22 protein-coding genes are annotated in these 23,534 nt (G+C 59.4%); 6 read left to right on the plus strand and 16 right to left on the minus strand.

The window, feature by feature from the left end; genetic code table 11:
- Positions 1–29: 29 nt before the first annotated feature.
- Complete coding sequence (gene queA, locus RTX96_RS12750) at positions 30–1,100, minus strand: tRNA preQ1(34) S-adenosylmethionine ribosyltransferase-isomerase QueA (RefSeq protein WP_312671254.1); 1,071 nt, start codon at positions 1,098–1,100, stop codon at positions 30–32.
- Positions 1,101–1,193: 93 nt separating this feature from the next.
- On the opposite strand from queA, the gene acpH reads away from it, so the two are divergent.
- Both acpH and RTX96_RS12760 read left to right on the plus strand, forming a co-directional pair.
- The gene (acpH, locus tag RTX96_RS12755) at positions 1,194–1,775 is read left to right on the plus strand and encodes an ACP phosphodiesterase (protein ID WP_312268723.1); all 582 of its coding nucleotides are present in this window, start codon (positions 1,194–1,196) and stop codon (positions 1,773–1,775) included.
- A 76-nt stretch (positions 1,776–1,851) separates the two neighbouring features.
- A complete protein-coding gene (locus tag RTX96_RS12760) occupies positions 1,852–2,454 on the plus strand; it encodes a peroxiredoxin C (protein ID WP_103821619.1) in 603 nt (200 codons plus the stop codon).
- A gap of 195 nt (positions 2,455–2,649) precedes the next feature.
- Here the strand turns inward: RTX96_RS12760 and malZ are convergent, their stop codons facing one another.
- The 5 genes from malZ to phoB form a co-directional block, all read right to left on the minus strand.
- Positions 2,650–4,467, minus strand: a complete 1,818-nt coding sequence (gene malZ, locus RTX96_RS12765) for a maltodextrin glucosidase (RefSeq protein WP_312671256.1) — start codon at positions 4,465–4,467, stop codon at positions 2,650–2,652.
- A 55-nt stretch (positions 4,468–4,522) separates the two neighbouring features.
- The gene (gene proY, locus RTX96_RS12770; protein ID WP_103821617.1) at positions 4,523–5,881 is read right to left on the minus strand and encodes a proline-specific permease ProY; all 1,359 of its coding nucleotides are present in this window, start codon (positions 5,879–5,881) and stop codon (positions 4,523–4,525) included.
- A gap of 72 nt (positions 5,882–5,953) precedes the next feature.
- Positions 5,954–7,273 (minus strand): branched-chain amino acid transporter carrier protein BrnQ, encoded by a 1,320-nt coding sequence (brnQ, locus tag RTX96_RS12775; protein WP_103821616.1) that lies wholly within the window; start codon positions 7,271–7,273, stop codon positions 5,954–5,956.
- A gap of 407 nt (positions 7,274–7,680) precedes the next feature.
- The gene (gene phoR, locus RTX96_RS12780) at positions 7,681–8,976 is read right to left on the minus strand and encodes a phosphate regulon sensor histidine kinase PhoR (RefSeq protein WP_312671259.1); all 1,296 of its coding nucleotides are present in this window, start codon (positions 8,974–8,976) and stop codon (positions 7,681–7,683) included.
- 21 nt (positions 8,977–8,997) lie between these two features.
- Entirely contained in the window at positions 8,998–9,687 is a 690-nt protein-coding gene (gene phoB / locus RTX96_RS12785; protein ID WP_042391560.1) for a phosphate response regulator transcription factor PhoB, read from the minus strand.
- 190 nt (positions 9,688–9,877) lie between these two features.
- Here phoB and sbcD point away from each other — a divergent pair, with 190 nt between their 5' ends.
- Together sbcD and sbcC are read left to right on the plus strand one after the other, a co-directional pair.
- Positions 9,878–11,080, plus strand: a complete 1,203-nt coding sequence (sbcD, locus tag RTX96_RS12790; RefSeq protein WP_312671261.1) for an exonuclease subunit SbcD — start codon at positions 9,878–9,880, stop codon at positions 11,078–11,080.
- A complete protein-coding gene (gene sbcC, locus RTX96_RS12795; RefSeq protein WP_312671263.1) occupies positions 11,077–14,214 on the plus strand; it encodes an exonuclease subunit SbcC in 3,138 nt (1,045 codons plus the stop codon). Before sbcD ends, sbcC begins: the two co-directional genes overlap by 4 nt.
- 57 nt (positions 14,215–14,271) lie before the next feature.
- On the opposite strand, the gene mak is transcribed toward sbcC, so the two are convergent.
- The gene (mak, locus tag RTX96_RS12800; RefSeq protein WP_181016668.1) at positions 14,272–15,183 is read right to left on the minus strand and encodes a fructokinase; all 912 of its coding nucleotides are present in this window, start codon (positions 15,181–15,183) and stop codon (positions 14,272–14,274) included.
- Positions 15,184–15,306: 123 nt separating this feature from the next.
- Between mak and rdgC the strand changes: the two genes are divergently transcribed.
- Entirely contained in the window at positions 15,307–16,218 is a 912-nt protein-coding gene (rdgC, locus tag RTX96_RS12805; protein ID WP_042391945.1) for a recombination-associated protein RdgC, read from the plus strand.
- A 58-nt stretch (positions 16,219–16,276) separates the two neighbouring features.
- On the opposite strand, the gene ppnP is transcribed toward rdgC, so the two are convergent.
- From ppnP to RTX96_RS12830, 5 genes are all read right to left on the minus strand, one after another.
- Positions 16,277–16,561 carry a pyrimidine/purine nucleoside phosphorylase gene (gene ppnP, locus RTX96_RS12810; protein WP_042391556.1) on the minus strand — a complete coding sequence of 95 codons (285 nt, stop codon included), beginning with the start codon at positions 16,559–16,561 and terminating at the stop codon, positions 16,277–16,279.
- 88 nt (positions 16,562–16,649) lie between these two features.
- Positions 16,650–17,333 carry an AroM family protein gene (locus tag RTX96_RS12815; protein ID WP_042391555.1) on the minus strand — a complete coding sequence of 228 codons (684 nt, stop codon included), beginning with the start codon at positions 17,331–17,333 and terminating at the stop codon, positions 16,650–16,652.
- A gap of 136 nt (positions 17,334–17,469) precedes the next feature.
- Complete coding sequence (yaiA, locus tag RTX96_RS12820) at positions 17,470–17,661, minus strand: protein YaiA (protein ID WP_042391943.1); 192 nt, start codon at positions 17,659–17,661, stop codon at positions 17,470–17,472.
- Between the two features lie 57 nt (positions 17,662–17,718).
- A complete protein-coding gene (gene aroL, locus RTX96_RS12825) occupies positions 17,719–18,243 on the minus strand; it encodes a shikimate kinase AroL (protein WP_103821609.1) in 525 nt (174 codons plus the stop codon).
- 170 nt (positions 18,244–18,413) lie between these two features.
- Positions 18,414–18,893 carry a YaiI/YqxD family protein gene (locus RTX96_RS12830; protein ID WP_312671268.1) on the minus strand — a complete coding sequence of 160 codons (480 nt, stop codon included), beginning with the start codon at positions 18,891–18,893 and terminating at the stop codon, positions 18,414–18,416.
- Between the two features lie 76 nt (positions 18,894–18,969).
- Here RTX96_RS12830 and proC point away from each other — a divergent pair, with 76 nt between their 5' ends.
- Positions 18,970–19,779, plus strand: coding sequence for a pyrroline-5-carboxylate reductase (gene proC, locus RTX96_RS12835; protein ID WP_103821607.1), 810 nt, complete (start codon positions 18,970–18,972; stop codon positions 19,777–19,779).
- A 125-nt stretch (positions 19,780–19,904) separates the two neighbouring features.
- Here proC and adrA read toward each other — a convergent pair whose 3' ends face one another.
- From adrA to RTX96_RS12855, 4 genes are all read right to left on the minus strand, one after another.
- Complete coding sequence (gene adrA / locus RTX96_RS12840; protein WP_312671317.1) at positions 19,905–21,020, minus strand: diguanylate cyclase AdrA; 1,116 nt, start codon at positions 21,018–21,020, stop codon at positions 19,905–19,907.
- 96 nt (positions 21,021–21,116) lie between these two features.
- Positions 21,117–21,380 carry an anti-adapter protein IraP gene (gene iraP / locus RTX96_RS12845; RefSeq protein ID WP_103821606.1) on the minus strand — a complete coding sequence of 88 codons (264 nt, stop codon included), beginning with the start codon at positions 21,378–21,380 and terminating at the stop codon, positions 21,117–21,119.
- 83 nt (positions 21,381–21,463) lie between these two features.
- Complete coding sequence (locus RTX96_RS12850; protein WP_312671318.1) at positions 21,464–22,678, minus strand: multidrug efflux MFS transporter; 1,215 nt, start codon at positions 22,676–22,678, stop codon at positions 21,464–21,466.
- A 73-nt stretch (positions 22,679–22,751) separates the two neighbouring features.
- A complete protein-coding gene (locus tag RTX96_RS12855) occupies positions 22,752–23,408 on the minus strand; it encodes an extensin family protein (RefSeq protein WP_312671270.1) in 657 nt (218 codons plus the stop codon).
- Between the last annotated feature and the right edge of the window lie 126 nt (positions 23,409–23,534).

Genomic DNA, 23,534 nt, shown 5'->3' on the forward strand with positions numbered 1-23,534 from the left:
AGTCTGACGTTTAAACCGGTGTCGCGGACTTATTCCCCGACACGCTCATGAATAGCGGAAGGATTGTACGTGATAAACATCGCATCGCCGTAGCTAAAAAAGCGATATTTCTCTTCTACGGCAGCATGATAGGCGTTCATGGTGTGCTGATACCCCGCAAACGCCGATACCAGCATAATAAGCGTCGACTCCGGCAGGTGGAAATTCGTCACCAGCGCGTCGATCACCTTGTACTGGTAGCCCGGGTAGATAAAGATCTGCGTATCGCCAAAGAAGGGTTCGATGAGATCGCTCTTCGCCGCCTGGGCCGCGCTCTCCAGCGATCGCACGGAGGTGGTGCCTACCGCTATCACCCGGTTACCGCGCGCTTTTGCGGCCAGCACGGCGTCAACCACCTCCTGCGGCACCTCGGCATACTCGGAGTGCATGATGTGGTCTTCAATGCTGTCGACGCGTACCGGCTGGAAGGTACCTGCCCCCACGTGGAGGGTCACGAAGGCCTGCTCAATGCCCTTTTCGCGCAGCGCAGCGAGCAGCGGCTCGTCAAAGTGCAGGCCCGCCGTTGGCGCGGCAACCGCACCCGGCTTTTCACTGTAAACGGTCTGGTACAGCTCGCGGTCCGCTTCCTCGTCCGGACGGTCGATATAGGGCGGCAGCGGCATATGGCCGATGGCGTTGAGGATATCCAGCACCGGGCGCGCATCGTTAAACTCCACCTCAAACAGCGCATCGTGACGCGCCACCATCGTGGCCTGGATGCTCTCATCGTCGCCCAGCAACAGCTCCGCACCCGGCTTCGGCGCCTTAGAGGCGCGAATATGTGCCAGAATACGTTTATCATCGAGCATACGTTCGACCAGTACTTCAATCTTGCCGCCGCTGGCTTTACGGCCAAACAGGCGTGCCGGGATGACGCGGGTATTGTTAAACACCAGCAGATCGCCCGGGTTGAGCTTATCGAGCAGATCGGTGAAAGTACCATGCGTCAGCGCCCCCGTCGGCCCGTCAAGCGACAGCAAACGACAGCTGCTACGCTCAGGCTGCGGATAGTGGGCAATCAGGGATTCAGGTAGTTCAAAGGAAAAATCGGCAACACGCATGACGCTAACTCAAGACATAATTAAGAGGCGGGTAGTCTAGTGCCGGGGCGTGCTCCCTGCAACCGTTACCCGCCTGTGGATAAAGAATAGACGATGAATTTTCTTGCTCATTTACATTTGGCGCATCTTGCCCAAAGCTCGCTCTCTGGTAATTTGCTCGCCGATTTTGTGCGCGGCAACCCGGACGGCACCTACCCTGACGAGGTCGTAGAGGGTATTCGTATGCACCGGCGCGTGGATGCCCTGACCGACGCTTTGCCGGAGGTGCGTGAGGCCAAAGCCTGGTTCCGCCCGGAGACCCGCCGCGTCGCGCCCATTACGCTGGACGTGATGTGGGATCACTTCCTCTCGCGCCACTGGGCGCAGATCTCTCCTGACCAGCCGCTGCCTGCGTTTGTCCGTTACGCCCGCGCCCAGGTGGCCACCATTCTGCCGGAATCGCCGCCGCCTTTCGTCAACCTCAATAACTATCTGTGGTCGGAAAACTGGCTGGAGCGCTACCGCGAGATGGCGTTTATTCAGCAGGTGCTGAACGGCATGGCTAACCGCCGTCCCCGCCTCGACGCCCTGCGCGACTCCTGGCACGATCTGGACGCCCACTACCCGGCGCTGGAGACGCTGTTCTGGCAGTTCTATCCGCGCATGATGGATCAGGCGCAAAATAAGCAGCTTTAAGCATTGCGTTCTCTTTTCGCCCTCCTATACTGGCCGCGTTGCGCTAAATAACCTCATTATTAAAAGGAGATTTAATATGGTTCTGGTCACGCGTCCGGCCCCGGACTTTACCGCCGCAGCGGTCTTAGGCAGCGGTGAGATCGTTGAGAAGTTTAACTTCAAACAGCACACCGCAGGCAAAGCCACGGTTCTCTTCTTCTGGCCGATGGACTTCACCTTCGTCTGCCCATCAGAGCTGATCGCCTTCGATAAACGCTACGAAGAGTTTCAGCAGCGCGGCGTCGAAGTGGTCGGCGTCTCGTTTGACTCTGAATTTGTCCACAACGCCTGGCGTAATACCCCGGTGGAGAAAGGCGGCATCGGGCCGGTGAAGTATGCGATGGTAGCGGATATCAAACGCGAAGTGCAGAAAGCCTACGGCATTGAGCATCCGGACGAGGGCGTGGCCCTGCGCGGCTCTTTCCTGATCGACAAAGCGGGCATCGTGCGCCATCAGGTGGTGAACGATCTACCTTTAGGCCGTAACGTCGACGAAATGCTGCGCATGGTTGATGCGCTGCAGTTCCACGAAGAGCATGGCGAAGTGTGTCCGGCCCAGTGGGAAAAAGGTAAAGAGGGCATGAACGCCTCTCCGGACGGCGTCGCGAAGTTCCTCAGCGAACATCTGACAAACCTGTAGTTTTTAACGCCGGGCGGCACTGCGTTTGCCCGGCCTACACAGGCACGTTGCAAGGTGTAGGCCCGGTAAGCGTAGCGCCACCGGGCGTTATCATGCTGACGCGATCGTGCCGGGCGGCACTGCGTTTGCCCGGCCTACGCAGGCACGTTGCAAGGTGTAGGCCCGGTAAGCGTAACGCCACCGGGCGTTATCACCTTAATTTCCCAGCCAGACCGAGGCAGAGACCGCCGGCAGGTGCAGGGTATCCGCCATAATCTCCCCCTTCCCCTCTTTGATCTGCCACTGCTTCACCTCCATCAGCGGCGAGGCGGCCAGCGTGACGTCAGCTGCCGCTCCCCGGTTGATCGCCACCAGCAGCCGCTGCTGCTGATAGACCCGCATAAAGACAAAAATGTCCCCTTCGGCGTGGATCACCTGACAGCCGCCGTAGCGCAGCGCTTTAGTTTTATGCCTGAGTTTTGCCATGCGCTGATAGAGCGCCTGCAGGGTGAGATCCTGGCGTTCTTTATCCCACGGGAAGGTCTTGCGGCAGAAGGGATCGTTGTTGCCGTCCAGCCCCACCTCATCCCCGTAGTAGATGCACGGCACACCCGGCCAGGTAAAGAGCCAGACGACGCCCAACGGCATGCGATCCACCTCTTTGCCCAGCAGGGAGATAAAGCGGGCGGTGTCGTGGCTGTCGAGCTGGTTAAACATGCGCAGCTGCTGCTGGTGTGACAGGCCGGCGCGGTAGTTGTTCATCCACGCGGCGCAGGTCTGCGCATCGATATGCTGCGGATCGTAGGAGATATCAGTGTTAGCCAGAAAGCCCCACACCGGCACGGTAAAGCCCCGGTAGTTCATGGCGGCGTCTTCGGCATCGGCCTGCAGCCACTGGCGGGCGTCGCCAAAGTGCTCTCCGACAATATAGGCCTCTGGATTTGTCTCCTTCGCCGCCTGGCTGATGCCGGTGACGTGCAGGAGATTGTTGCGCGCCCCGCCCGCCTCTCCCAGCATATGCACCACGTCCAGCCGCCAGCCGTCCATGCTCCACGGCGCCTTCAGCCAGTGGCGCACAATGCTGTCCTCGCCCCGGTAGATCTCTTCCACCAGAGAGGGATCCTGATAGTCCAGCTTCGGCAGGCTCGGATAGCCCAGCCAGTCCAGCGCCCGCCCCTCCTCGGAGAAGCTATACCACGACCGCCAGGGCGACGCAGGGTTATGGCACGCCCCGGTGGTGCCGCGATTGTGGCGGTCAAACCAGGCGTGGGAGTCGCCGCTGTGGTTGAAGACGCCGTCCAGCAGCAGACGGAAACCCTCCCGGCGGGTGTTCTCTCGCAGACGCAGCAGCGCGCCATCGCCGCCAAACTGCGGATCGACGTGGCGATAGTCTTCGGTATCGTACTTATGCACGCTCGGGGCGGTAAAGACCGGATTCAGGTAGAGCGCGGTGACGCCCAGCTTTTTCAGGTACGGCAGCTTTTCGCTGATGCCGTCGAGATCCCCACCGTAGAAGGTCGAGCCGCCAGCGTGGGCGGTAACCGGATCGTCCCAGCTGCGCAGCTCAATATTCTGCCCGGCGGCGTGATGATAGTAGAGGTTGTCCTGGCTGGCCTCGCGCGGCAGGCTGCGGGCAAAGCGGTCGATGAAAATCTGATAGAAGACCTGATCGGCCACCCACTGCGGCCCGCTATCCGGTGCGTCGACGGCGAACTGCTCCAGCCGGGCAGGCGGAAAGCGGCTAAAGCCCTGCGGGGTAAACCAGATCTGCCGGTCATCCCACAGCAGCTTAAAGCTGTAGCGGCGACGAGGCTGCCCGTTGGTTAAGTCGATCTCTGCCCGCCAGGCCGTGACGCCAGGCTTTGGCGCACTGCGCAGCGGATGCATGCGGATCGAGGTCTCTTCGTTATCATGCTCTGCCCGCAGGGTTACCCGCAGCGGCAGCGCGTCTCCGGTCAGCCACAGGACAATCTGCAGCTTATCTTTGTTCTGTTTTACAAACGGTGCGACCGGAAGATGCCAGGCATTCAGCATAACTGCTCTCCTTTAGGTTAACCCTGCCAGAGAACAGTATGCGATGTGCGGTGGTTTACGCCACTGCTTTTCGACGTTTAAACATCCAGCCCACCAGCAGCAGGGCAATCCATGCAAAGCCGACGTAGAGCGAGATGCGGGTCTCGGGGTGGTAGCCAATCAGGGCGATGATAAAGGCGAGGAACAGCACGCCGACAACCGTTGTCGGCACCCCGCCCGGGACCTTGAACTTCAGCGCCTTGACCTCGTCCGGCGACAGACGACGGCGGAACGCGATCTGCGACAGCAGGATCATAATCCATACCCAGACCGTGGCGAAGGTGGCCAGGGAGGCGATCACCAGGAAGATATTCTCCGGCATGATGTAGTTCAGCCAGGCGGCAAACAGCAGCGCCACGGTCATCACCAGCACCGTCACCCACGGGATCCCCCGGCGAGAGGTTTTAGCGAACATCTGCGGGGCGCTGCCCTGCTCCGCCATGCCGTGCAGCATACGCCCGACGCCAAACACGTCGCTGTTGATTGCCGAGAGCGAGGCGGTCAGCACCACAAAGTTAAGGATGCTGGCGGCAAAGGTGATCCCGAGATGCTGGAAAGTCAGCACGAACGGGCTGCCCTGGGTCCCCACCTGGTTCCACGGGTAGATCGACATGATGACAAACAGGGTGCCCACATAGAACACCAGAATACGCAGCGGGACAGAGTTGATGGCGCGCGGAATCGACTTCTCCGGCTCCTTGGCTTCACCGGCGGTGATGCCGATAATCTCAATGCCGCCGTAGGCAAACATCACCATCTGCAGGGCCATCACCGTGCCGAGCCAGCCGTTGCTGAAGAAGCCGCCGTTGCTCCACAGGTTGTGGATGCCGGTGGGCTGTCCGCCGTTGCCGATGCCCCAGATAATGATGCCGAAACCGGCGGCGATCATGATGATGATGGTAGCGACTTTGAAAAACGAGAACCAGAACTCCAGCTCGCCGAAGACCCGGACGCTCATCAGGTTGACGGCGCAAATGATCATCACCACGCTCAGGACCCAGATCCAGTGCGGTACCGTCGGGAACCAGACACCCATATAGATCCCGAAGGCGGTGACGTCGGCGATGGCGACGATCAGAATTTCAAAGCAGTAGGTCCAGCCGGTGATATAGCCCGCCAGCGGCCCGAGGTTCTCCTGGGCGTAGCGCGAAAACGAGCTGGCCGATGGGTTATGCACCGACATCTCGCCCAGGGCGCGCATAATAATGTAGGCCGCCGCGCCGCCAATAATATAGGCCAGCAGCACGCTGGGACCAGCCATCTTGATCGCGTCCGCCGAGCCATAAAACAGCCCGGTACCAATCGCCGAGCCTAGCGCCATAAAGCGGATGTGCCGGGTGCTTAATCCCCGCTTTAGCTTGTTCGTACTTTCCATCGTTTCCACTGCCGTTTAAAAATAAAAAAACCACGGGATTGTAAGCCCCGTGGTTAAAGACGCAACCGTAGATTAATGTGCGTTGGAAGTTACCTGACGTCCCGCCACGCGATCCCAGCAGATTGCCAGCACCGCCATCACTACGGTCGGCATCAACCATGCCAGACCCTGCTCCGCCAGCGGCAGACGCGTCGTCCAGGCCGGTAAGATACCGCCAAACGCCGACGCCTTGATACCGTCCAGCACGCCAAACACCAGGCTAACAAACATGGCTGGCGCAATCACGCGGGATGAATTATGCCACCAGTTGCGGGTAAAGCTTAATACAACCAGTGCGATACAGGGCGGATAGATCGCCGTCAGCACCGGAATAGAGAGCTGGATAAGATGGCTCAGGCCGAGGTTCGAGACCACCATTGAGAAGCCGCCGAGGATAAACACCAGCGTGCGGTAAGAGAGCGGCACGTACTGGGCGAAGAACTCGGCGCAGGCGCAGGTCAGGCCCACGGCTGTCACCAGGCACGCCAGGAAGATCAGTACCGCCAGCATCATACTGCCTGCGCCACCAAAGGTGTGCTGAACATAGGCGTGCAGGATAGCCGCGCCGTTGGCCGACTGATCGACCAGCGAAGCGCTGTCGGAGCCGAGGCGGAACAGGGCCAGATAGAGCAGGGTCAGGCCTACGCCTGCCATCACGCCAGCCAGCACGGTGTAACGGGTCAGCAGGCGCGCATCGCTCACGCCGCGAGAGCGGGCCGCGTTGACGATCACAATACCAAACACCATTGCGCCCAGGGTATCCATCGTCAGGTAGCCGTTCACGAAACCGTTGGAGAACGAGGCGTGCTCGTAGGCATCCATCGCGTGGCTGATCGGGCCAGCCGGCCAGACGATAGCGGCAACCGAGAGCACCACCAGCGCGACGATCTTCATCGGCGCCAGGAAATTACCCACCGTATCCAGCAGCTTGCCGGGATAGAGGGAGACCAGAATAACGATGGCAAAGTAGACCAGGCTGTAGATAAACAGCGGCATCGCGCCGTCACCGGTCAGCGGGGCGATGCCCACTTCGAACGACACGGTAGCGGTACGCGGGGTCGCAAACAGCGGACCTACGGCCAGGTAGCAGACGGTAGCCAGCAGCACGCCGGCCACTTTGCCGATTGGCGCGCTGAGGCTATCCACACCGCCACCCACTTTCGCCAGGGCGATAACCGTTAGCACCGGCAGACCAACCGCGGTGATCAGGAAACCAAAGGCCGCCGTCCAGACGTGTTCACCCGCCTGTAAGCCGACCATTGGCGGAAAAATGATGTTACCCGCGCCGACGAACAGCGCGAATGTCATAAAGCCCAGAGCAACGATGTCTCGTGGTTTTAAACGATGGGTCATATGTATTAACTGCCTGTGGATGTGGTGTTGAACGTGTTGACTTTTTCGCCAGTCCCTACGGGACAATACAGCGGTAATATCATTAGATTCCAGCGGGATATGCTTCCCACCCGGCGTGGCGAAGAATAGTTTTTCGATTTACCACGCAAATCCAGCCTGTCTGTCATCGACAGGGGCGCAATTTAAACGCTTATAACGTTTAAAGGCAAGATGGGATCGCAAAACCAGATGGTTATCGTAGACCAGCGTGAATAACCAGCATAAAACGCTAATTATAAGAAAAACACATGGCTAAACATGCGAACAAAAAAGCAGCAACCGCAGAAAAGCAGGCGCTGTGCTGAATGGTGCAAAGCTAACAGGCCGCATTTTGCGGCCTGTGGAAAGTTATACTGACAGCAACAGCGCTACTCACTGGATTTGGCAATGAGCCTTTCCGGCAGCGTGAAGCTAAATCGGGTGCCTTTGCCCGGCTCGCTGGTGATTTCCAGACGGCTGTCGTGGTGGTTGACCGCATGCTTAACGATCGCCAGCCCTAACCCGCTGCCGCCCGTCTGGCGGGATCGTGCCTTATCGACGCGGTAGAAACGCTCGGTGAGGCGTGGAATATGCTCGGCGGCGATGCCCGGCCCGTTATCCTCAACGCTGAACTCTACGCCGCTCGCGACCCGCTGCCAGCTGACGATAATATGCGTTGCGGGCGGGGTATGGTTTACCGCGTTATAGACCAGGTTAGAGATAGCACTGCGCATCTGCTCATCGCTGCCCAGCACCTTCAGGGAATTATCGACATGAAACTCAATGGTCTGCCGCTGCTGGCTCAGGGTCTGCGCTTCACGCTCAACAACCCGCAGCATCATCGGCACATCAATGACCTCATTCGGGGTATGAATCGGCGAGGCCTCAATTTTTGACAGGGTGAGCAGCTGTTTTACCAGGCCCTCCATGCGGGATGTCTGCTCACGCATCGTGTGCAGCGCCTTTTCCCGCGTCGCGCCGGACAGGGTCTGCTCCTGCATCATCTCCAGGTAGCCCTGCAGTACCGTCAGCGGCGTACGCAGCTCATGGCTGACGTTGGCAAAGAAGTTGCGTCGTGCCCCCTCCAGCTGGTGCATCTGGGTCACGTCGCGAGCGACCATCAGCAGCTGTTGCTCGCTGTAGGGCATGACGCGGATCTCCAGGTGACGGCCGTTGTTCAGCACGAGGTTGAGCGGTTTTGCGAAGGCCTGCTGCTTGAGGTACTGGGTGAACTCGGGGTAGCGCAGCAGGTTAAGGATATTTTGGCCGTTATCGTCCGGCCAGCGCAGCCCCAGCAGCTGCTGAGCAAGGCCGTTACACCAGAAGATCACCCCCTCTTCGGTGGTGAGCACCACCGCATCCGGCAGCGACTCTGCCCCGCTGCGAAAGCGTTTGATCAGGCTGCCCAGCTCGCGGCGGCGCTTTTTATTACGCAGCTGCATCTGGTGCAGGCCGTAGAGCAGCGGCTCCCAGCTGCCGTGCCCGGGAGGCGGCGTCATGCTGCGGTCAACCCACAGCCACCAGGAGAGCTGAAGCAGATTCCAGAAGTGCCAGATCAGTAATCCGGTAACCGAGGCCAGCAGAAACCACGGCAGATAGCCAAACATTGCGCCAAGCACCAGCGCCGGGATACAGCTTAAAAACAGCTCTAAGACCAGCCTTTTCCATGACAGCCGTTCCAGCACGCGTCACACTCCAGTCAATGATTAGAAACGAGTCGAAAAACGGTAACCCGTGCCGCGAACGGTCTGCACCATACGATCGTGACCGCTCAGCTCCAGCGCTTTACGCAGGCGACGAATATGCACGTCCACCGTGCGGTCCTCAACGTAGACGTTGGTTCCCCAGACGTGGTTCAGCAGCTGCTCGCGGCTGTAGACGCGCTCCGGATGGGTCATAAAGAAGTGTAGGAGCTTAAACTCCGTCGGCCCCATGTCGAGCGGGTTCTCGCCGGTCATGACCCGGTGAGAGGTGGGATCAAGGCTCAGGCCCTGCATCTCAATCACCTCTTCTACCGCCATCGGCGAAATACGGCGCATCACGGCTTTAATACGCGCCACCAGCTCCTTCGGCGAGAAGGGTTTGGTGATGTAATCGTCCGCGCCGGTCTCCAGACCGCGGACGCGATCTTCCTCTTCGCCGCGCGCGGTGAGCATCATAACAGGAATGTCCCGGGTCATGTTTTCACGTTTCAGGTGCTTGATAAACTGAATCCCCGAGCCGCCGGGCAGCATCCAGTCGAGCAGGATGAGATCGGGCCACGGCTCGTTGAGCTGATTCACCGCACTGTCATAATCTTCCGCTTCAACAGGCTGAAAGCCGTTTTGCTCGAGTACGAAGCAGACCATCTCCCGAATGGGGGCCTCATCCTCTACGACCAGAATACGTCTCGCCATGATTTGCCCTATATAGTTGTAATCAATATGTTGCGTCGCATTATGCGTCAGATTTATGACAGATTTATGAAAAGCGTGAAGGCAGTATGAACCTGAAAGCGTGCAGATGACACCCGGAAGACGATCGTCGCTTTCCCGCTGTGCCTAAACGTTTATAATCCGCCTTACGCTTTTTTGCCACGGAATAGATATGCGCATCCTTCACACCTCGGACTGGCACCTCGGCCAAAACTTTTACAGCAAGAGCCGGGCCGCTGAGCATGCCGCCTTTCTTGACTGGCTGCTGGAGACAGCGCAGGCCCAGCAGGTCGATGCGATTATCGTTGCTGGCGATATCTTTGATACCGGTGCGCCCCCCAGCTATGCTCGCGAGCTCTACTACCGCTTTGTGGTTCAACTCCAGCAGACCGGCTGTCACCTGGTGGTACTGGCAGGCAACCACGATTCGGTCGCTACCCTGAACGAATCGCGGGAGATCCTGGCCTTTCTGCATACCACCGTTGTAGCGGCAGCGGGCTGTGCGCCGTTCATGCTTAACCATCGCGACGGCACGCCGGGCGCGGTTTTCTGCCCGGTGCCGTTTTTACGTCCGCGCGACATCGTTACCAGCCAGGCGGGGCTCTCCGGCAGCGAGAAGCAGCAGCATCTGCTGGCGGCGATCACCGACTACTACCATCAGCAGTACCAGCAGGCCTGCGCCCTGCGCGGCGAGGCGACGCTGCCGATTATCGCCAGCGGCCACCTGACCACCGTCGGCGCCAGCAAAAGCGACGCGGTGCGCGACATCTACATTGGTACCCTGGACGCCTTCCCGGCGCAAAATTTTCCGCCGGTGGACTACATCGCCCTCGGGCACATCCACCGTCCGCAGGTGATTGGCGGTCAGGATCATATCCGCTACTGCGGATCGCCCATTGCCCTTAGCTTCGACGAAACCGGCAAGGCGAAAAGCGTTAATCTGGTGACCTTCACCGACGGCAGGCTGGCGGACATTACGCCCCTCACCGTGCCGGTCACCCAGCAGCTGGCGGTGATCAAAGGCGATCTTGCCGCCATTGGCCAGCAGCTTGCGCAGTGGCGCGAGACTCCCGCATCGCCGCCGGTATGGCTCGATATCGAAATCACCACCGACGACTGGCTGACGGACATGCAGCGCCGTATTCAGGCGATGACCGAGGATCTGCCGGTCGAGGTGCTGCTGGTACGCCGCAGCCGTGAGCAGCGTCAGCGAATGATGGCGGGCGAGCTGCGGGAAACCCTCAGCGAGCTGCGCGTGGAGGAGGTATTCGAGCGCCGACTGGCGCTTGAGGAGCCGGACGAGGCGCAGGGCCAGCGGGTCCGCACCCTCTTTAGCGCCACCGTCGACGAGCTGACCCAGGAGCAAGACGCATGAAAATTCTTACCCTGCGCCTGAAGAACATCAACTCCCTGAAGGGGGAGTGGAAGATCGACTTTACCGCCGAGCCGTTTGCCAGCAACGGCCTGTTTGCCATTACCGGGCCTACCGGCGCGGGAAAAACCACCCTGTTGGATGCCATCTGCCTGGCGCTCTACCACGAGACGCCGCGCCTGAGTAACGTGTCGCAGTCGCAGAATGACCTGATGACCCGCGACACCGCCGAGTGCCTGGCGGAGGTGGAGTTTGAGGTAAAAGGCGTAGCCTACCGCGCCTTCTGGAGTCAGAACCGCGCCCGCAGCCAGGCCGGGGGTAATCTTCAGGTCCCTCGCGTCGAGCTGGCGCTCTGCGCCGACGGCAAAATTCTCGCCGACAAGGTGAAAGACAAGCTGGAGCTGACCGCCACCCTCACCGGGCTGGACTACGGCCGCTTCACCCGCTCGATGCTGCTCTCCCAGGGGCAGTTTGCCGCCTTCCTGAACGCCAAACCGAAAGAGCGAGCCGAGCTGCTGGAGGAGCTGACCGGCACCGAGATCTACGGTCAGATCTCGGCGAGGGTATTTGAAAAACACAAGGCGGCGCGCAGCGAGCTGGAGCAGCGTCAGGCCCAGGCCGAAGGCATTCAGCTGCTGAGCGCCGAGCAGGCCCAGACGCTGAATGAAAGTTTGCAGGTGCTTACTGACCAGGAGCAGACGCTGGTCGCTACCCAGCAGCGCGAACAGGCCCTGCTTCACTGGCTGACGCGCGGCCAGGAACTCAATGCCGAAGCCGTTCGGGCGCAGACGACGCTGACGACCGCCCAGCAGGCGCTGGAGAGCGCTCGCCCGCAGCTGGCGGCGCTGGAACAGGCCCGCCCCGCCCAGCAGCTGCGGCCGGTGTGGCAGAGTTTACAGGAGCAGATCCGCACCCACGGCCAGACCCAGCGTCAGGCAGAAGAAGTGAATACTCGCTTACAGCAGCTGCTAGGCAAGCGCAGCCGCATTCGCGCTACCGCCGACGCGCAGATAAGCACGCTACGGCAGGAGCAGAACACGCTGGCCGACTGGTTAGTTGCTCACGACAGCTGGCGGCTGTGGCAGAGCGAGCTGACCGGCTGGCGAGCCAACTTTGCTCAGCAGGCCGAGGAGAGAAAGCATGCCCTGGCGCTCAGCACACGCCGGGAGAAGCTGCAGCAGCAGCTGACACTCCTCAATGCGCCAGCGCTGGATCTGAGCGCCGAGGCGTTGCAGCAGGCGATAGCCGATCTTGCTCAACAGCGCCCGCTGCGCCAGCGCCTGAACGTGCTGCATGCCAGCTTCGCCCCTCTTCAGCAGCGTATCAAGCAGCTGCAAAAAACGCTCGCCGAGAGCGGCGCGGAGCAGGCAGCGCTCAACGAGATCCTGACCGAGCGGCGTCAGGCGTATAAAGAGAAGAACGCGCTGCTGGCCGAGGTGAAGACCATCTGCGATCTGGAGAAGCGGATCAAGGGCCTGGAAGCCGAGCGCGAGCGCCTGCGGGTCGGCGAGCCCTGCCCGCTCTGCGGCTCGACCGCCCATCCGGCTGTCGCGGCGTACCAGGCGATTACCGTAGATGCCAATCAGGCGCGGCGCGATGCTCTGGAGCGCGAGGTCAAGCAGCTGGCGGAGAGCGGCGCAGCCCTGCGGGGCCAGCTGGAAGCGCTGGTGAAGCAGAGCGAAAAAGATCGCCTTGCCGCCGAAGCCGAAGCGCAGAACGATTTGGCGCTACGCCAGCAGTGGCGTGAGCTGTGTACCGCGCTCGGTATCACGCTGACGCCCGAGGATGACGTCAGCGGCTGGCTACAGGCTGAGGAGACCCGCGAGCAGCAGCTCTACCGGTTCAGCCAGCGGCTGGCGCTGGAGGAGCAGCTCAACGAGCTTCAGCAGCAGGCGGCGCACGTCCAGAAGACCATCGACTCCCGCCGCCAGGCGTTGGCGGAGAGTCTGGCCCAGCTCGGTCTGACGCCGCCCGCAGAAGAGGAAGAGGCGACCTGGTTTACCGCCCGGGAGGAGGAGTCCCGCCGCTGGCAGCAGAACCAAACCCACGCCGCCACGCTACAGGAGCGCATAGCCCAGATCCAGCCGCTGCTGGAGACGCTTCCTGCCGATGAACCGGCTGAGGGAGCGCCCGTCAGCCTCGACGGCTGGCAGCAGGTGCATCACGACTGCGTCTCTCTCCACGGCCAGGCTCAAACGCTCCAGCAGCAGCTGGCTCTGGAGGCCGGGCGCGTAGCGCAGCAGCAGGCGCAGTTTGACGCCGAGCTGGCCCAGAGCCCCTTCCCTGACCAGCAGGCATTTCTCGCCGCTCTACTTGAAGATGGCGAACGCCAGCGTCTTGAGCAGCTCCAGCAGTCGCTGGAGAGCCAGCTACAGCAGAGCCTGGCCCTGTTGACCCAGGCCCAGGCGGCGCTGGCGACGCATCAGGCCCAGCCCCCTGCCGGGCTGAGCGAAGAGGCCAGCGTTGAGCAGACGCGCGACGTGCTAAATGCGCTGGCGCAGCAGCTGCGCGAGAACACCACCCGGCAGGGGGAGATCCGCCAGCAGCTCCGGCAGGATGCCGAAAGCCGTCAGCGCCAGCAGGCGCTGCTGCAGGAGATCGAGGAGGCCACCCGCCAGCTGGCGGACTGGAGCTACCTGAACGGGCTGATTGGCTCCAAAGAGGGGGATAAGTTCCGCAAATTCGCCCAGGGGCTGACGCTGGATAACCTGGTTTGGCTGGCGAACAATCAGCTCACTCGTCTGCACGGTCGCTATCTGCTGAAACGTAAAGCGAGCGAAGCGCTGGAGCTGGAGGTGGTCGATACCTGGCAGGCGGACGCGGTACGCGATACGCGCACGCTTTCCGGCGGGGAGAGCTTCCTTGTTAGCCTGGCGCTGGCGCTGGCGCTCTCGGATCTGGTGAGCCATAAAACCCGTATCGATTCGCTGTTCCTTGACGAGGGGTTCGGCACGCTGGACAGCGAGACGCTGGATACCGCCCTCGACGCCCTCGACGCGCTCAACGCCAGCGGCAAGACCATCGGCGTCATCAGCCACGTCGAGGCGATGAAGGAGCGGATCCCGGTGCAGATCAAGGTCAGGAAGATCAACGGCCTGGGCTACAGCAAGCTCGACGGCAAATTTGCTGTGTCGTGAATATGCCGGGTGGCGCTACGCTTACCCGGCCTACGAAACATGCACTCGTCTGGGAAATTACTCCTCCAGCGGCCAGAGCCACGCCGCGCCGCGCACGCCGCTGGAGTCGCCGTGCACCGCCTTGCGGATCGGCGTTTCACACTCGCCGCCAAACACCCAGTTCTTGATCAGCTGCGGCACGGTTTTATAGAGCCTGTCGACGTTGCTCATGCCGCCGCCGAGAACGATAACGTCTGGATCGAGGATATTCACCACGTGCGCCAGCGACTTTGCCAGCCGCAGTTCGTAACGGCTCAGCGCCAGCTCGGCAACGGCATCCTGCTCGTCCACCAGGCGAATAATTTCGTTGCCCTTCAGCGGCTGACCGCTCAGGCGGTGAAAATCTCTGGCAAAACCGGTCCCGGAGATAAAGGTCTCAATGCACCCCTGCTTGCCGCAGTAGCACGGCACCTCTTCCCGGTAGCGCAGCTCGTCTTCGTCCATCCACGGCAGCGGATTGTGTCCCCACTCTCCCGCCGTGCCGTTACCGCCGGAGTGAGCGTGACCATTAAAGGCGATACCCGCTCCGCAGCCGGTGCCGATAATTACCGCAAAAACGGTCTGCGCCCCGGCGGCCGCGCCGTCGATAGCCTCTGAAACCGCCAGGCAGTTGGCGTCGTTAGCCAGACGCACTTCCCGGCCCAGCCGGTTGCTCAGGTCTTTATCAAACGGCTGGCCGTTCAGCCAGGTAGAGTTGGCATTTTTCACTACCCCCGTGTAGGGGGAGAGAGAGCCAGGGATCCCCATTCCTACCGTGCCCCGCTGGCCGGTCTCTTTCTCTGCCATGTCGACCAGCGTGGCGATAGTCTCGATGGTCTGCTGATAGTCGTCGCGCGGGGTAGGCAGACGGTGGCGGAATAGCTGTTCCCCGCTGTCGCCGAGCGCAATAACTTCTGTTTTCGTGCCGCCCAAATCAATACCTATACGCACAGCGATCTCCTTATTTTTAGCAATATCAAGAGAGTAGAACCCCACCGGGGGATTAGCAATGCAAGCGGCAAGACAATTCGCTATCATGCCCGCTGATTTAACGACAAGGCTGTGGAAAATATCATGCTGTGGTTCAAAAATTTAATGGTTTACCGTCTCAGCCGCGATATTGCGCTGCGTGCAGAGGAGATGGAAAAACAGTTATCCGCGCTCTCATTTACCCCTTGCGGTAGCCAGGATATGGCAAAAACCGGTTGGGTTCCGCCGATGGGTTCACACAGTGATGCTTTGACCCACACCAACAACGGCCAAATCATCATTTGCGCCCGTAAAGAAGAGAAGATCCTGCCATCATCGGTCGTCAAACAGACGCTGGAAGCCAAAATTGCCAAGCTGGAGGCCGATCAGGGCCGCAAGCTGAAGAAGACCGAAAAAGATTCCCTGAAGGATGAGGTGCTCCACTCTCTGCTGCCGCGCGCTTTTAGCCGCTTCAGCCAGACCATGATGTGGATCGATACCGTTAATGGCCTGATCATGGTCGACTGCGCCAGCGCCAAAAAAGCGGAAGATACATTAGCCCTGCTGCGTAAGAGCCTCGGTTCGCTGCCGGTCGTGCCGCTCACGCTGGAGAATCCTATCGAACTGACCCTGACCGAGTGGGTGCGCAGCGGCAGCGCGGCGCAGGGCTTCCAGATCCAGGACGAGGCGGAGCTGAAAGCGATCCTCGAAGATGGCGGCGTGATCCGCTGTAAAAAGCAGGATCTGGTGAGCGATGAGATTGCGGTGCACATTGAAGCAGGCAAGCTTGTGACCAAGCTGGCGCTCGACTGGCAGCAGCGTATTCAGTTTGTGATGTGCGACGACGGCTCGATCAAGCGGCTGAAGTTTGCCGACGAGCTGCGCGACCAGAATGAAGATATCGACCGGGATGATTTCGCCCAGCGTTTTGACGCGGACTTTATCCTGATGACCGGCGAGCTGGCAGCGCTGGTGCAGAGTCTGGTAGAAGGCCTTGGTGGCGAAGCGCAGCGCTAAGACGGCACGCACTGTCCCCTCAGTGTAGGGGACAGATGCAGGGGACAGGCAGAACGCGTTACAGGTAGCGGCAGAGGTAGGCGCTGGCTTCGGCCACCTGCAGATGAAATTCGCTGTGGCCCGGCACATTGAACACCTCGCCGGCGGAGTACGTTTTCCACTCGGTATCGCCGGGTAGCAGGACGTTCAGCGCCCCACTCACCACGGTCATCTCTTCCGGCTGGGCCGTACCAAACGTGTACTCACCCTCGGCCATCACGCCTACGCTGGCGCGGCCAGTGCTGCTGCTGGTAAAACCAATGGATTTCACTTTACCTGAAAAGTATTCATTACTTTGAAGCATGGGTGGCCCTTATAAATAAGTGTATGGAAAATCACTATAGGGGCCAGCCTTTGTCTCTGTCACGCAAAATTTCCGTCACGAAAAATGGCTATAGCAGCAGCTCAGACGCCAGACGGGCCACCAGCACGTTAGAGAGTAGCACCGGCACATCCAGCGCTTTTTGCAGCAGGTCACGGTGTTTCTGGTGATAGCCGAGGCAGTCCAGCATCAGTACGTCAGCGCCTTTTGCCAGTAGGGCTTTTCCGGCGGCAATCAGCTCGTTCTCGTGGCCGTGCAGGGGGCTAGCAACCTCGTAGTAGGGAGCCTTTTCTAACAGCTGCCACTTCTCCATCTGGCCTTCGATAAGTCCGGCCAAAGGCACAATAACGCCGACCTGGTGCCCATCGACAATAGAGGAGACCAGCGGGGGGATGATCCTGTCAGGCTCCAGCAAAATAGCGTGACGGGCTGAAAGGGAGAGCGTGGTAAAGCGCTCGGTGCTCATGAGTAAAATGACGTCGTAGTTTTGTTTATCAATCACGCCGATGACGGCCTGCAAATCACGCTCTACCTTCTTGCGCGAAACCTGCGCCACTTCACCATTGTTTAGCAGCGCATGAACTGGCCTCTCCCCCGGCTCGATGGCGTAATCCTCATACACATCCTGAGGATCCATCTTCCCCAGCAAACTAATTTGGGTAATCTGCTGCGCGTCGATGTGCTCGGTCAGGAGCGGCATCACGGCATCGACAGGCACCACACCCACGGTGAGGATAGCCAGGGTTGCACTCATCTTTGTTCCGCCTTTCTTAACATCGTTTTCAGTTCTTATAATTGTGCTGCTGATTTATGCTCTCATAACAATTCTGTAACGTTCAACCTCCCGCCTCTTCAGTGCTGTCTGAATTTTTGAAGCGGGAGAGAATAAACTACGTTTTATCAGGATCCTCATAGCGCCGTTTAGCATCCAGCGCCTCCTGCTCGGTCTCGTGCTCGCTAATCAGCGAATCGGGTTCGGGATGATCAGCACGCAGTTGATACCAGGTTACCGTCTCCTGCTGGCCTCCTTTCTCAACGGTAACAATACGGGCTTCACGCGGGTAAGGCGGTCTTGTAGGCATAGCGCTTCCTTTTTTATTGGTAAAGCTATGAGTATAGCCAAAGGCCGCAATCTGCAATTAGCTCGCTCGCGCTAGCAGCAGCGCCGCCTGAATATCGGCCACGACCTTCTCCGGCGACTGCGCGGCATTCACAATATGGTGCGCCGCCTCGCGATAGAGCGCATCGCGCTGGGCCAGCACCTCGCTAACCTCCTCGCTGATTGGCTTGCCGGTAAGCGTCGGGCGCTGCGCCTCTTCAGGGAATGCTTCCAGCCGCTCTGCCAGTACCGCTACCGGAGCGCAGAGATAGATAACGACACCCGTCTCGCGCATAAAGCGGCGGTTAACCTCGCTGAGAATAATCCCGCCACCGGTAGCGATCACCGTCGCAGGTGCCGAGACGGCCTGCAACGTCGCTGTTTCACGGGCGCGAAAACCGGGCCAGCCCTCTTTTTCAACGATCGCCGCGATGGTCATCTGCGCCTGCTCCTGCAGCGCATGGTCGGTGTCGATAAGCTGACAGTCTCGCACGCGAGCTAGCTCAACACCGATGGTGGATTTTCCACAACCGCGAGCGCCAATTAAAAAGATGGGTAACGTCATGACCTGGTGTTCTCCCTTGAACCGCGATCGGCGGAACACGAATAGTTGAAGCGCCATACTATTACACTAGTACGAAAAAGTCGTAAATAAAACGTTACGAATTTATGATGACACTGCGATGAATGGCCTGTTTCAGAGTGTAAAGATAAAATGGCATCTGTCGCGCCACCTTACTTTAAAGGGCGTCCCGTTGACAAGTCCTGCCGTGCCCGCGCCAGCAGCCATTTGTCCAGCTCGGCAGCAAAATGCTGACGGTCACGCTGGGAGAGGCTGTCCGGCCCACCGGTCTGCACCCCGCTGGCGCGCATCGTATCCATAAAATCGCGCATCGTCAGCTTTTCGCGAATGGTGGCTTCGCTATAGCGCTCTCCGCGTGGGTTAAGCGCCGCCGCCCCCTTCCCTAATACTTCTGCCGCGAGCGGAATATCGGCGGTGATCACCAGATCGCCGGGACTACAGAGGCGCACAATTTCATTATCCGCCACGTCAAAGCCCGCCGGCACCCGCAGGGAGCGGATGAATTTTGAAGGGGGTACGCGCAGAGTCTGGTTCGCCACCAGCGTCAGCGGCGTCTGCGTACGCTCAGCCGCACGAAACAGGATCTCTTTAATTACATTTGGACACGCATCCGCATCCACCCAAATTGCCATAGCTGCTCCTGAATAGTTTATGGTCACTATGATAAGCTATAACTCCCCCATTAATCACACATTCAGGGAAAAGACGATGGAGAAGAAGATCGGGTTTATCGGCTGCGGCAATATGGGTAAGGCCATTCTGGGCGGGATGATTGCCAGCGGCCAGGTGCAGCCAGAGCAGGTTTGGGTCTATACCCCGACGCCGGAGAAGGTCGCTGCCCTTAGCAACCAGTATGGCATCAACCCGGCGCAGAGCGCGCAGGAGGTGGCACAGATCGCCGATATCGTCTTCGGTGCGGTAAAGCCCAACGTGATGATTAAGACCCTAAGCGAGATCACCTCCAGCCTGAATAAAGAGACCCTGGTGGTGTCGATTGCCGCGGGCGTTACCCTCGATCAGCTGGCGCGCGCCCTCGGCCACGATCGTAAAATCGTACGCACTATGCCTAATACCCCGGCGCTAGTGAATGCAGGCATGACCTCCGTCACCGCGAACGCGCTGGTAACCCCGGAAGACGTGGCCGACGTGCTGGCCATTTTCCGCAGCTTTGGCGAAGCGGAAGTGGTGGCCGAATCGATGATCCACCCGGTAGTGGGCGTCAGCGGCTCCGCCCCGGCCTATGTGTTCATGTTTATCGAGGCGATGGCCGACGCTGCCGTGCTGGGCGGGATGCCGCGCGCGCAGGCCTACAAGTTTGCCGCTCAGGCGGTGATGGGATCGGCAAAGATGGTGCTGGAGACCGGCAAGCATCCTGGCGAGCTGAAGGATATGGTCTGCTCACCGGGCGGCACCACTATTGAAGCGGTGCGGGTGCTGGAAGAGCGCGGATTCCGCGCCGCGGTGATTGAGGCCATGACCAAGTGCATGGAGAAATCCGAGGCGTTAAGCAAGCTTTGACGGGTGCGGTTGTAGGCCCGGTAAGCGTAGCGCCACCGGGTATGGCTCTGCTGACGCTGCAACGCCGGGCGGCACTGCGTTTGCCCGGCCTACGTTAGGCACGGTGCGGTTTGAAGGCGTCGCCCTCAGGCCGCCACCTCCGTGCGGCCACGGCCGCCTTTTTTCGCTTTATAGAGCGCCATATCGGCGGCCTTGAGCCAGGCGCGATAGTTCTCCATGCCGGGAGTGAGCGGCGCAAGGCCGATGCTGATCTGCAGCGTCAGGTGCGGAGCGCAGGGTAGCCGGATCTCCGCCAGGGTATCGTGGACCCGGCTCATCGCCGCAAGCGCGCTGTCGACTGGCGTACCGCTCATGATCACCGCAAACTCGTCACCGCCGAAGCGCCCGATGATATCGCTTCCGCGCAGGGTGAGCTGTAGATGGCGGCTAATGGCGATAATCGCCTCATCGCCCACGTCATGGCCGTAGGTATCGTTGATGGTCTTAAAGTAGTCGACATCGATTAGCAGCAGCGTCGCCATCCGCTGGTTGCGACGGCAGCTCTCAAACTCGTTACGTAACAAAATCTCCCAGTGCCGCCGATTATAGACGCCGGTCATGCCGTCGCGGGTACTCATGATCCGCAGGCGCTGCTTCTGTCTGGCGAGCCGGGTGAACGTACGAAAGCTCACCCAGGCAAACAGCGGCGGATAGAGCAGGATAAACGGCAGGCAGAGCCACCACTCCAGCGGCGCGCTGGTAAATGTTATCGCCGTGCCGGTAAGCTGAAGCATCACCAGGCTAGCGCCCAGCAGCAGGACGATGCCGATGCCGAACAGCCGCGGCCCGCCCATGCCCATCAGCATCAGGCTGACCATCATCACCAGCACCGCCGACGGCATGATGTTCATTCCTATCACGCCGATCCAGATCCCCGCCAGGATCGCATCAACCTTGAGATTATTGATTTCGGCGGCGTGGGGATCGCTTGAGCGGCTCGCCAGCTGCCAGGCAAGATGCGGCCAGACAAAAGACCAGCTTAAGAGGAATAGCCACCAGCCTCCGGCTACGGGCTGAGTGGTCATTGCACCACCTAAGGGAAAAAAGAGGCAGCCAAGGCCAAAAATACGCGGCAATCGGAGTCGCCGGGCAAAAAGCTGGCCAGACAGGAAGTGCTCGTCCTGACTGGGGGTCTCGACCCATTCCTTGTTAACAGCGGTTTTAGAATAAAGATTGTTATCATTCATCATTATTGGGAATATTCTGAAACATTTCCCAAAATTATAGAGAGGCGCGGCGGGGAGAAAGTATGATATTTCGGGTGAGAGGAAGATCACACTCACCCGATAGGGCTAAGCTTACCGGGAGCGAGGATGGTGCAGGAGCTTATTAAGGTACTGCTGCAACAGCTCGGTGTCCTGACGCGGTACCTGCGAGTCCGGACCAGCCGCCTCCAGCGCACCTTCGATACTTTGAATCAATGCCAGCTGCTCCGGCTGGGCCATATGACGCAGCAGAGCGGTAACCACAATCTCCAGCGCTTCAACCTGCGCCACAAGCTCTTTAGACTCTTCTTCCTTTTCCGCCAGCTTAACCAGCAGCTCTGCAATCAGGTTTTTCATCGCGTACCATCCTCATACACAACTCTTTAAGATTTTCAGCCAAATTTAGCATGGCACATTACACAAAAGTAACATTTTAACTACTATTTTTGCGTTGCGCCTACGGCAGTGCGGCGAGTCTGCCTGAGTACGATGGCCAGCTGCCAGATATTGATCAGCACGACTACGGCAGTAGCAATAAATACCCAGCGGAAGCCAGCCATTGCAGAGATGCTCGCCCCCATCAACGGCCCGGCGACGTTGCCCATATACATAAACGACTGGTTATAGCCAAAGATGCGGCCGGTGACCTGATCGCTGGAGTATTTCAGCAGCAGCGTCTGCACCGCAGGCAGCATCGCCCCGTCAGCAAAGCCTAACAGGAAGCGTAAGATACCGAGCTGGAGCGGCGTGGTCACGAACGACATGGCAAAAAAGAGCGCTACCGCGCAGCTTAGCGTCGCCATCAGGATCCGCGCCGTGCCGATCCGATCGCCGAGCTTGCCGAGGCGCGGGGCCGATATCAGCGCCGAGACGCCCGGCACGGCGGCGATCATGCCGCTGAGAAAGGCAATATTGCTACTGTCAGGAGACAGCGACTGGACAAACAGCGCCAGAATCGGCCCTACCGAGCCGTTACAGAGCTGGATCACCATCGTGGTCACAAACAGGCTTAAAATGAGTTTGGGATAGGGCAGGCTGGCAAATACTGCTTTGCCGGTCAGGCGCTGCGCCTTGCTGACTTTAGGCCGCACGCCCTCTTTAATCAGAAACAGGGTCACCAGAAAGCTTACCATCAGCAGGGTGGCAGTGATAAAAAACACCGCCCGCAAGCCGACGTGATCGGCGAGAAAGCCCCCCAGCAGCGGGCCGCCGATGACGCCGCTGATCTGCGCCGTAGAGAGCGTGCTCAGCGCCCAGCCGCTGCGCTCGCGCGGAACCTGAGAAGCCACCAGCGCCATTGCGTTGGGAATATAGCCGGAGGTTAACCCCATGATGGCCCGCAGAAACAGCAGCTGCCAGACGTTAGTGGCAAAGGCCTGCAGGAGAATGGCGATCGCCATCCCCAGCGAGGCGCGGAGCAGCATCAGCTTGCGCCCCTTGCGGTCGGCAAGGCTTCCCCACATCGGCGAGACGATGGCCGATACTAGAAATGTCACGCTAAAGGTTAGCCCGGACCAGATCGACAGCGCCTCGTGCGAGGTCACGCCCATCTCGGCAATATAGAGCGGCAAGAACGGCAAAATCTGGCTGATCGCAAGACCGGTAAAGAAGCAGCCAAACCATACCGAAATAAGATTAACCTTCCAGGATTCCATAAGCATCTGCAATTATTCAGGTTTTAACAGCAGGTTCCAGCATAGCATAACTGTACATTATGCTTAGCGGCACTTAACGGCATAATCCATACCCACGCATTCCGAGGTGAAAGTGGTTGGCGTGAGCGGCGTTATACTCCGGGCCTAAGCCGTTGCCATAGTAGCCGCAGCTGGCGCTGAGCATCGCCCGTAGCCAGGGTTGGGTTTTGTCATGCTTCCAGCCGCGCATAACCGTCACCTGCTGCCCATTCGCCAGGCGGAAGCCGCTGATATCCAGCGCGTCGGCAGTGGCGTGCTCGCTCAGCCGGGCGTTGGCGCGATGGTAAATGTTGCGGCAGGCGTAGCTGCCAAGGTGATCGATACGCACCAGCTCGCTGGACATATAGCGTTCGGCCAGCGGCCGGGCCTGCTGCTGCACGAATAGCGCTGAGCTGAGCGCCAGCGGACAGGAGGCGAGAAAGCTGCTGCTGAGCTTAACCGGGCCGAAATCCCGTACCCGGACGGTATGGGTCAGCGGACAGCTACCTGTACTGTCGGCGACGGGCTGAGAAGCAATGAGCTTCTTTTGATTAGCCTCCACCAGCAGGGCGTCACACTGCTCAGGGGTAAGCCGCTTAAGCTTAAACTGGGTAATGCGGCCCGGCGGATCGTCGAGGCGCAGCGGTACAAACGGATTATAGTACGAGGGCAAATGACGATAGCCCACCACCCCAGCCCCCACGATAAGCATAAAAACGATGGCTCCAGTGCCTCTCACGCGCTCCCCCTTTTATCACCTAAAAACATTATGGCAGAAGCGCGCGAATCAGGCGTTTTGCCGTGGTAAGGTATCTTTTTTCCGGATAATAAGAGTGGA

It is taken from the genome of Pseudescherichia sp., from assembly GCF_032052675.1.
GTDB lineage: Bacteria > Pseudomonadota > Gammaproteobacteria > Enterobacterales > Enterobacteriaceae > Pseudescherichia.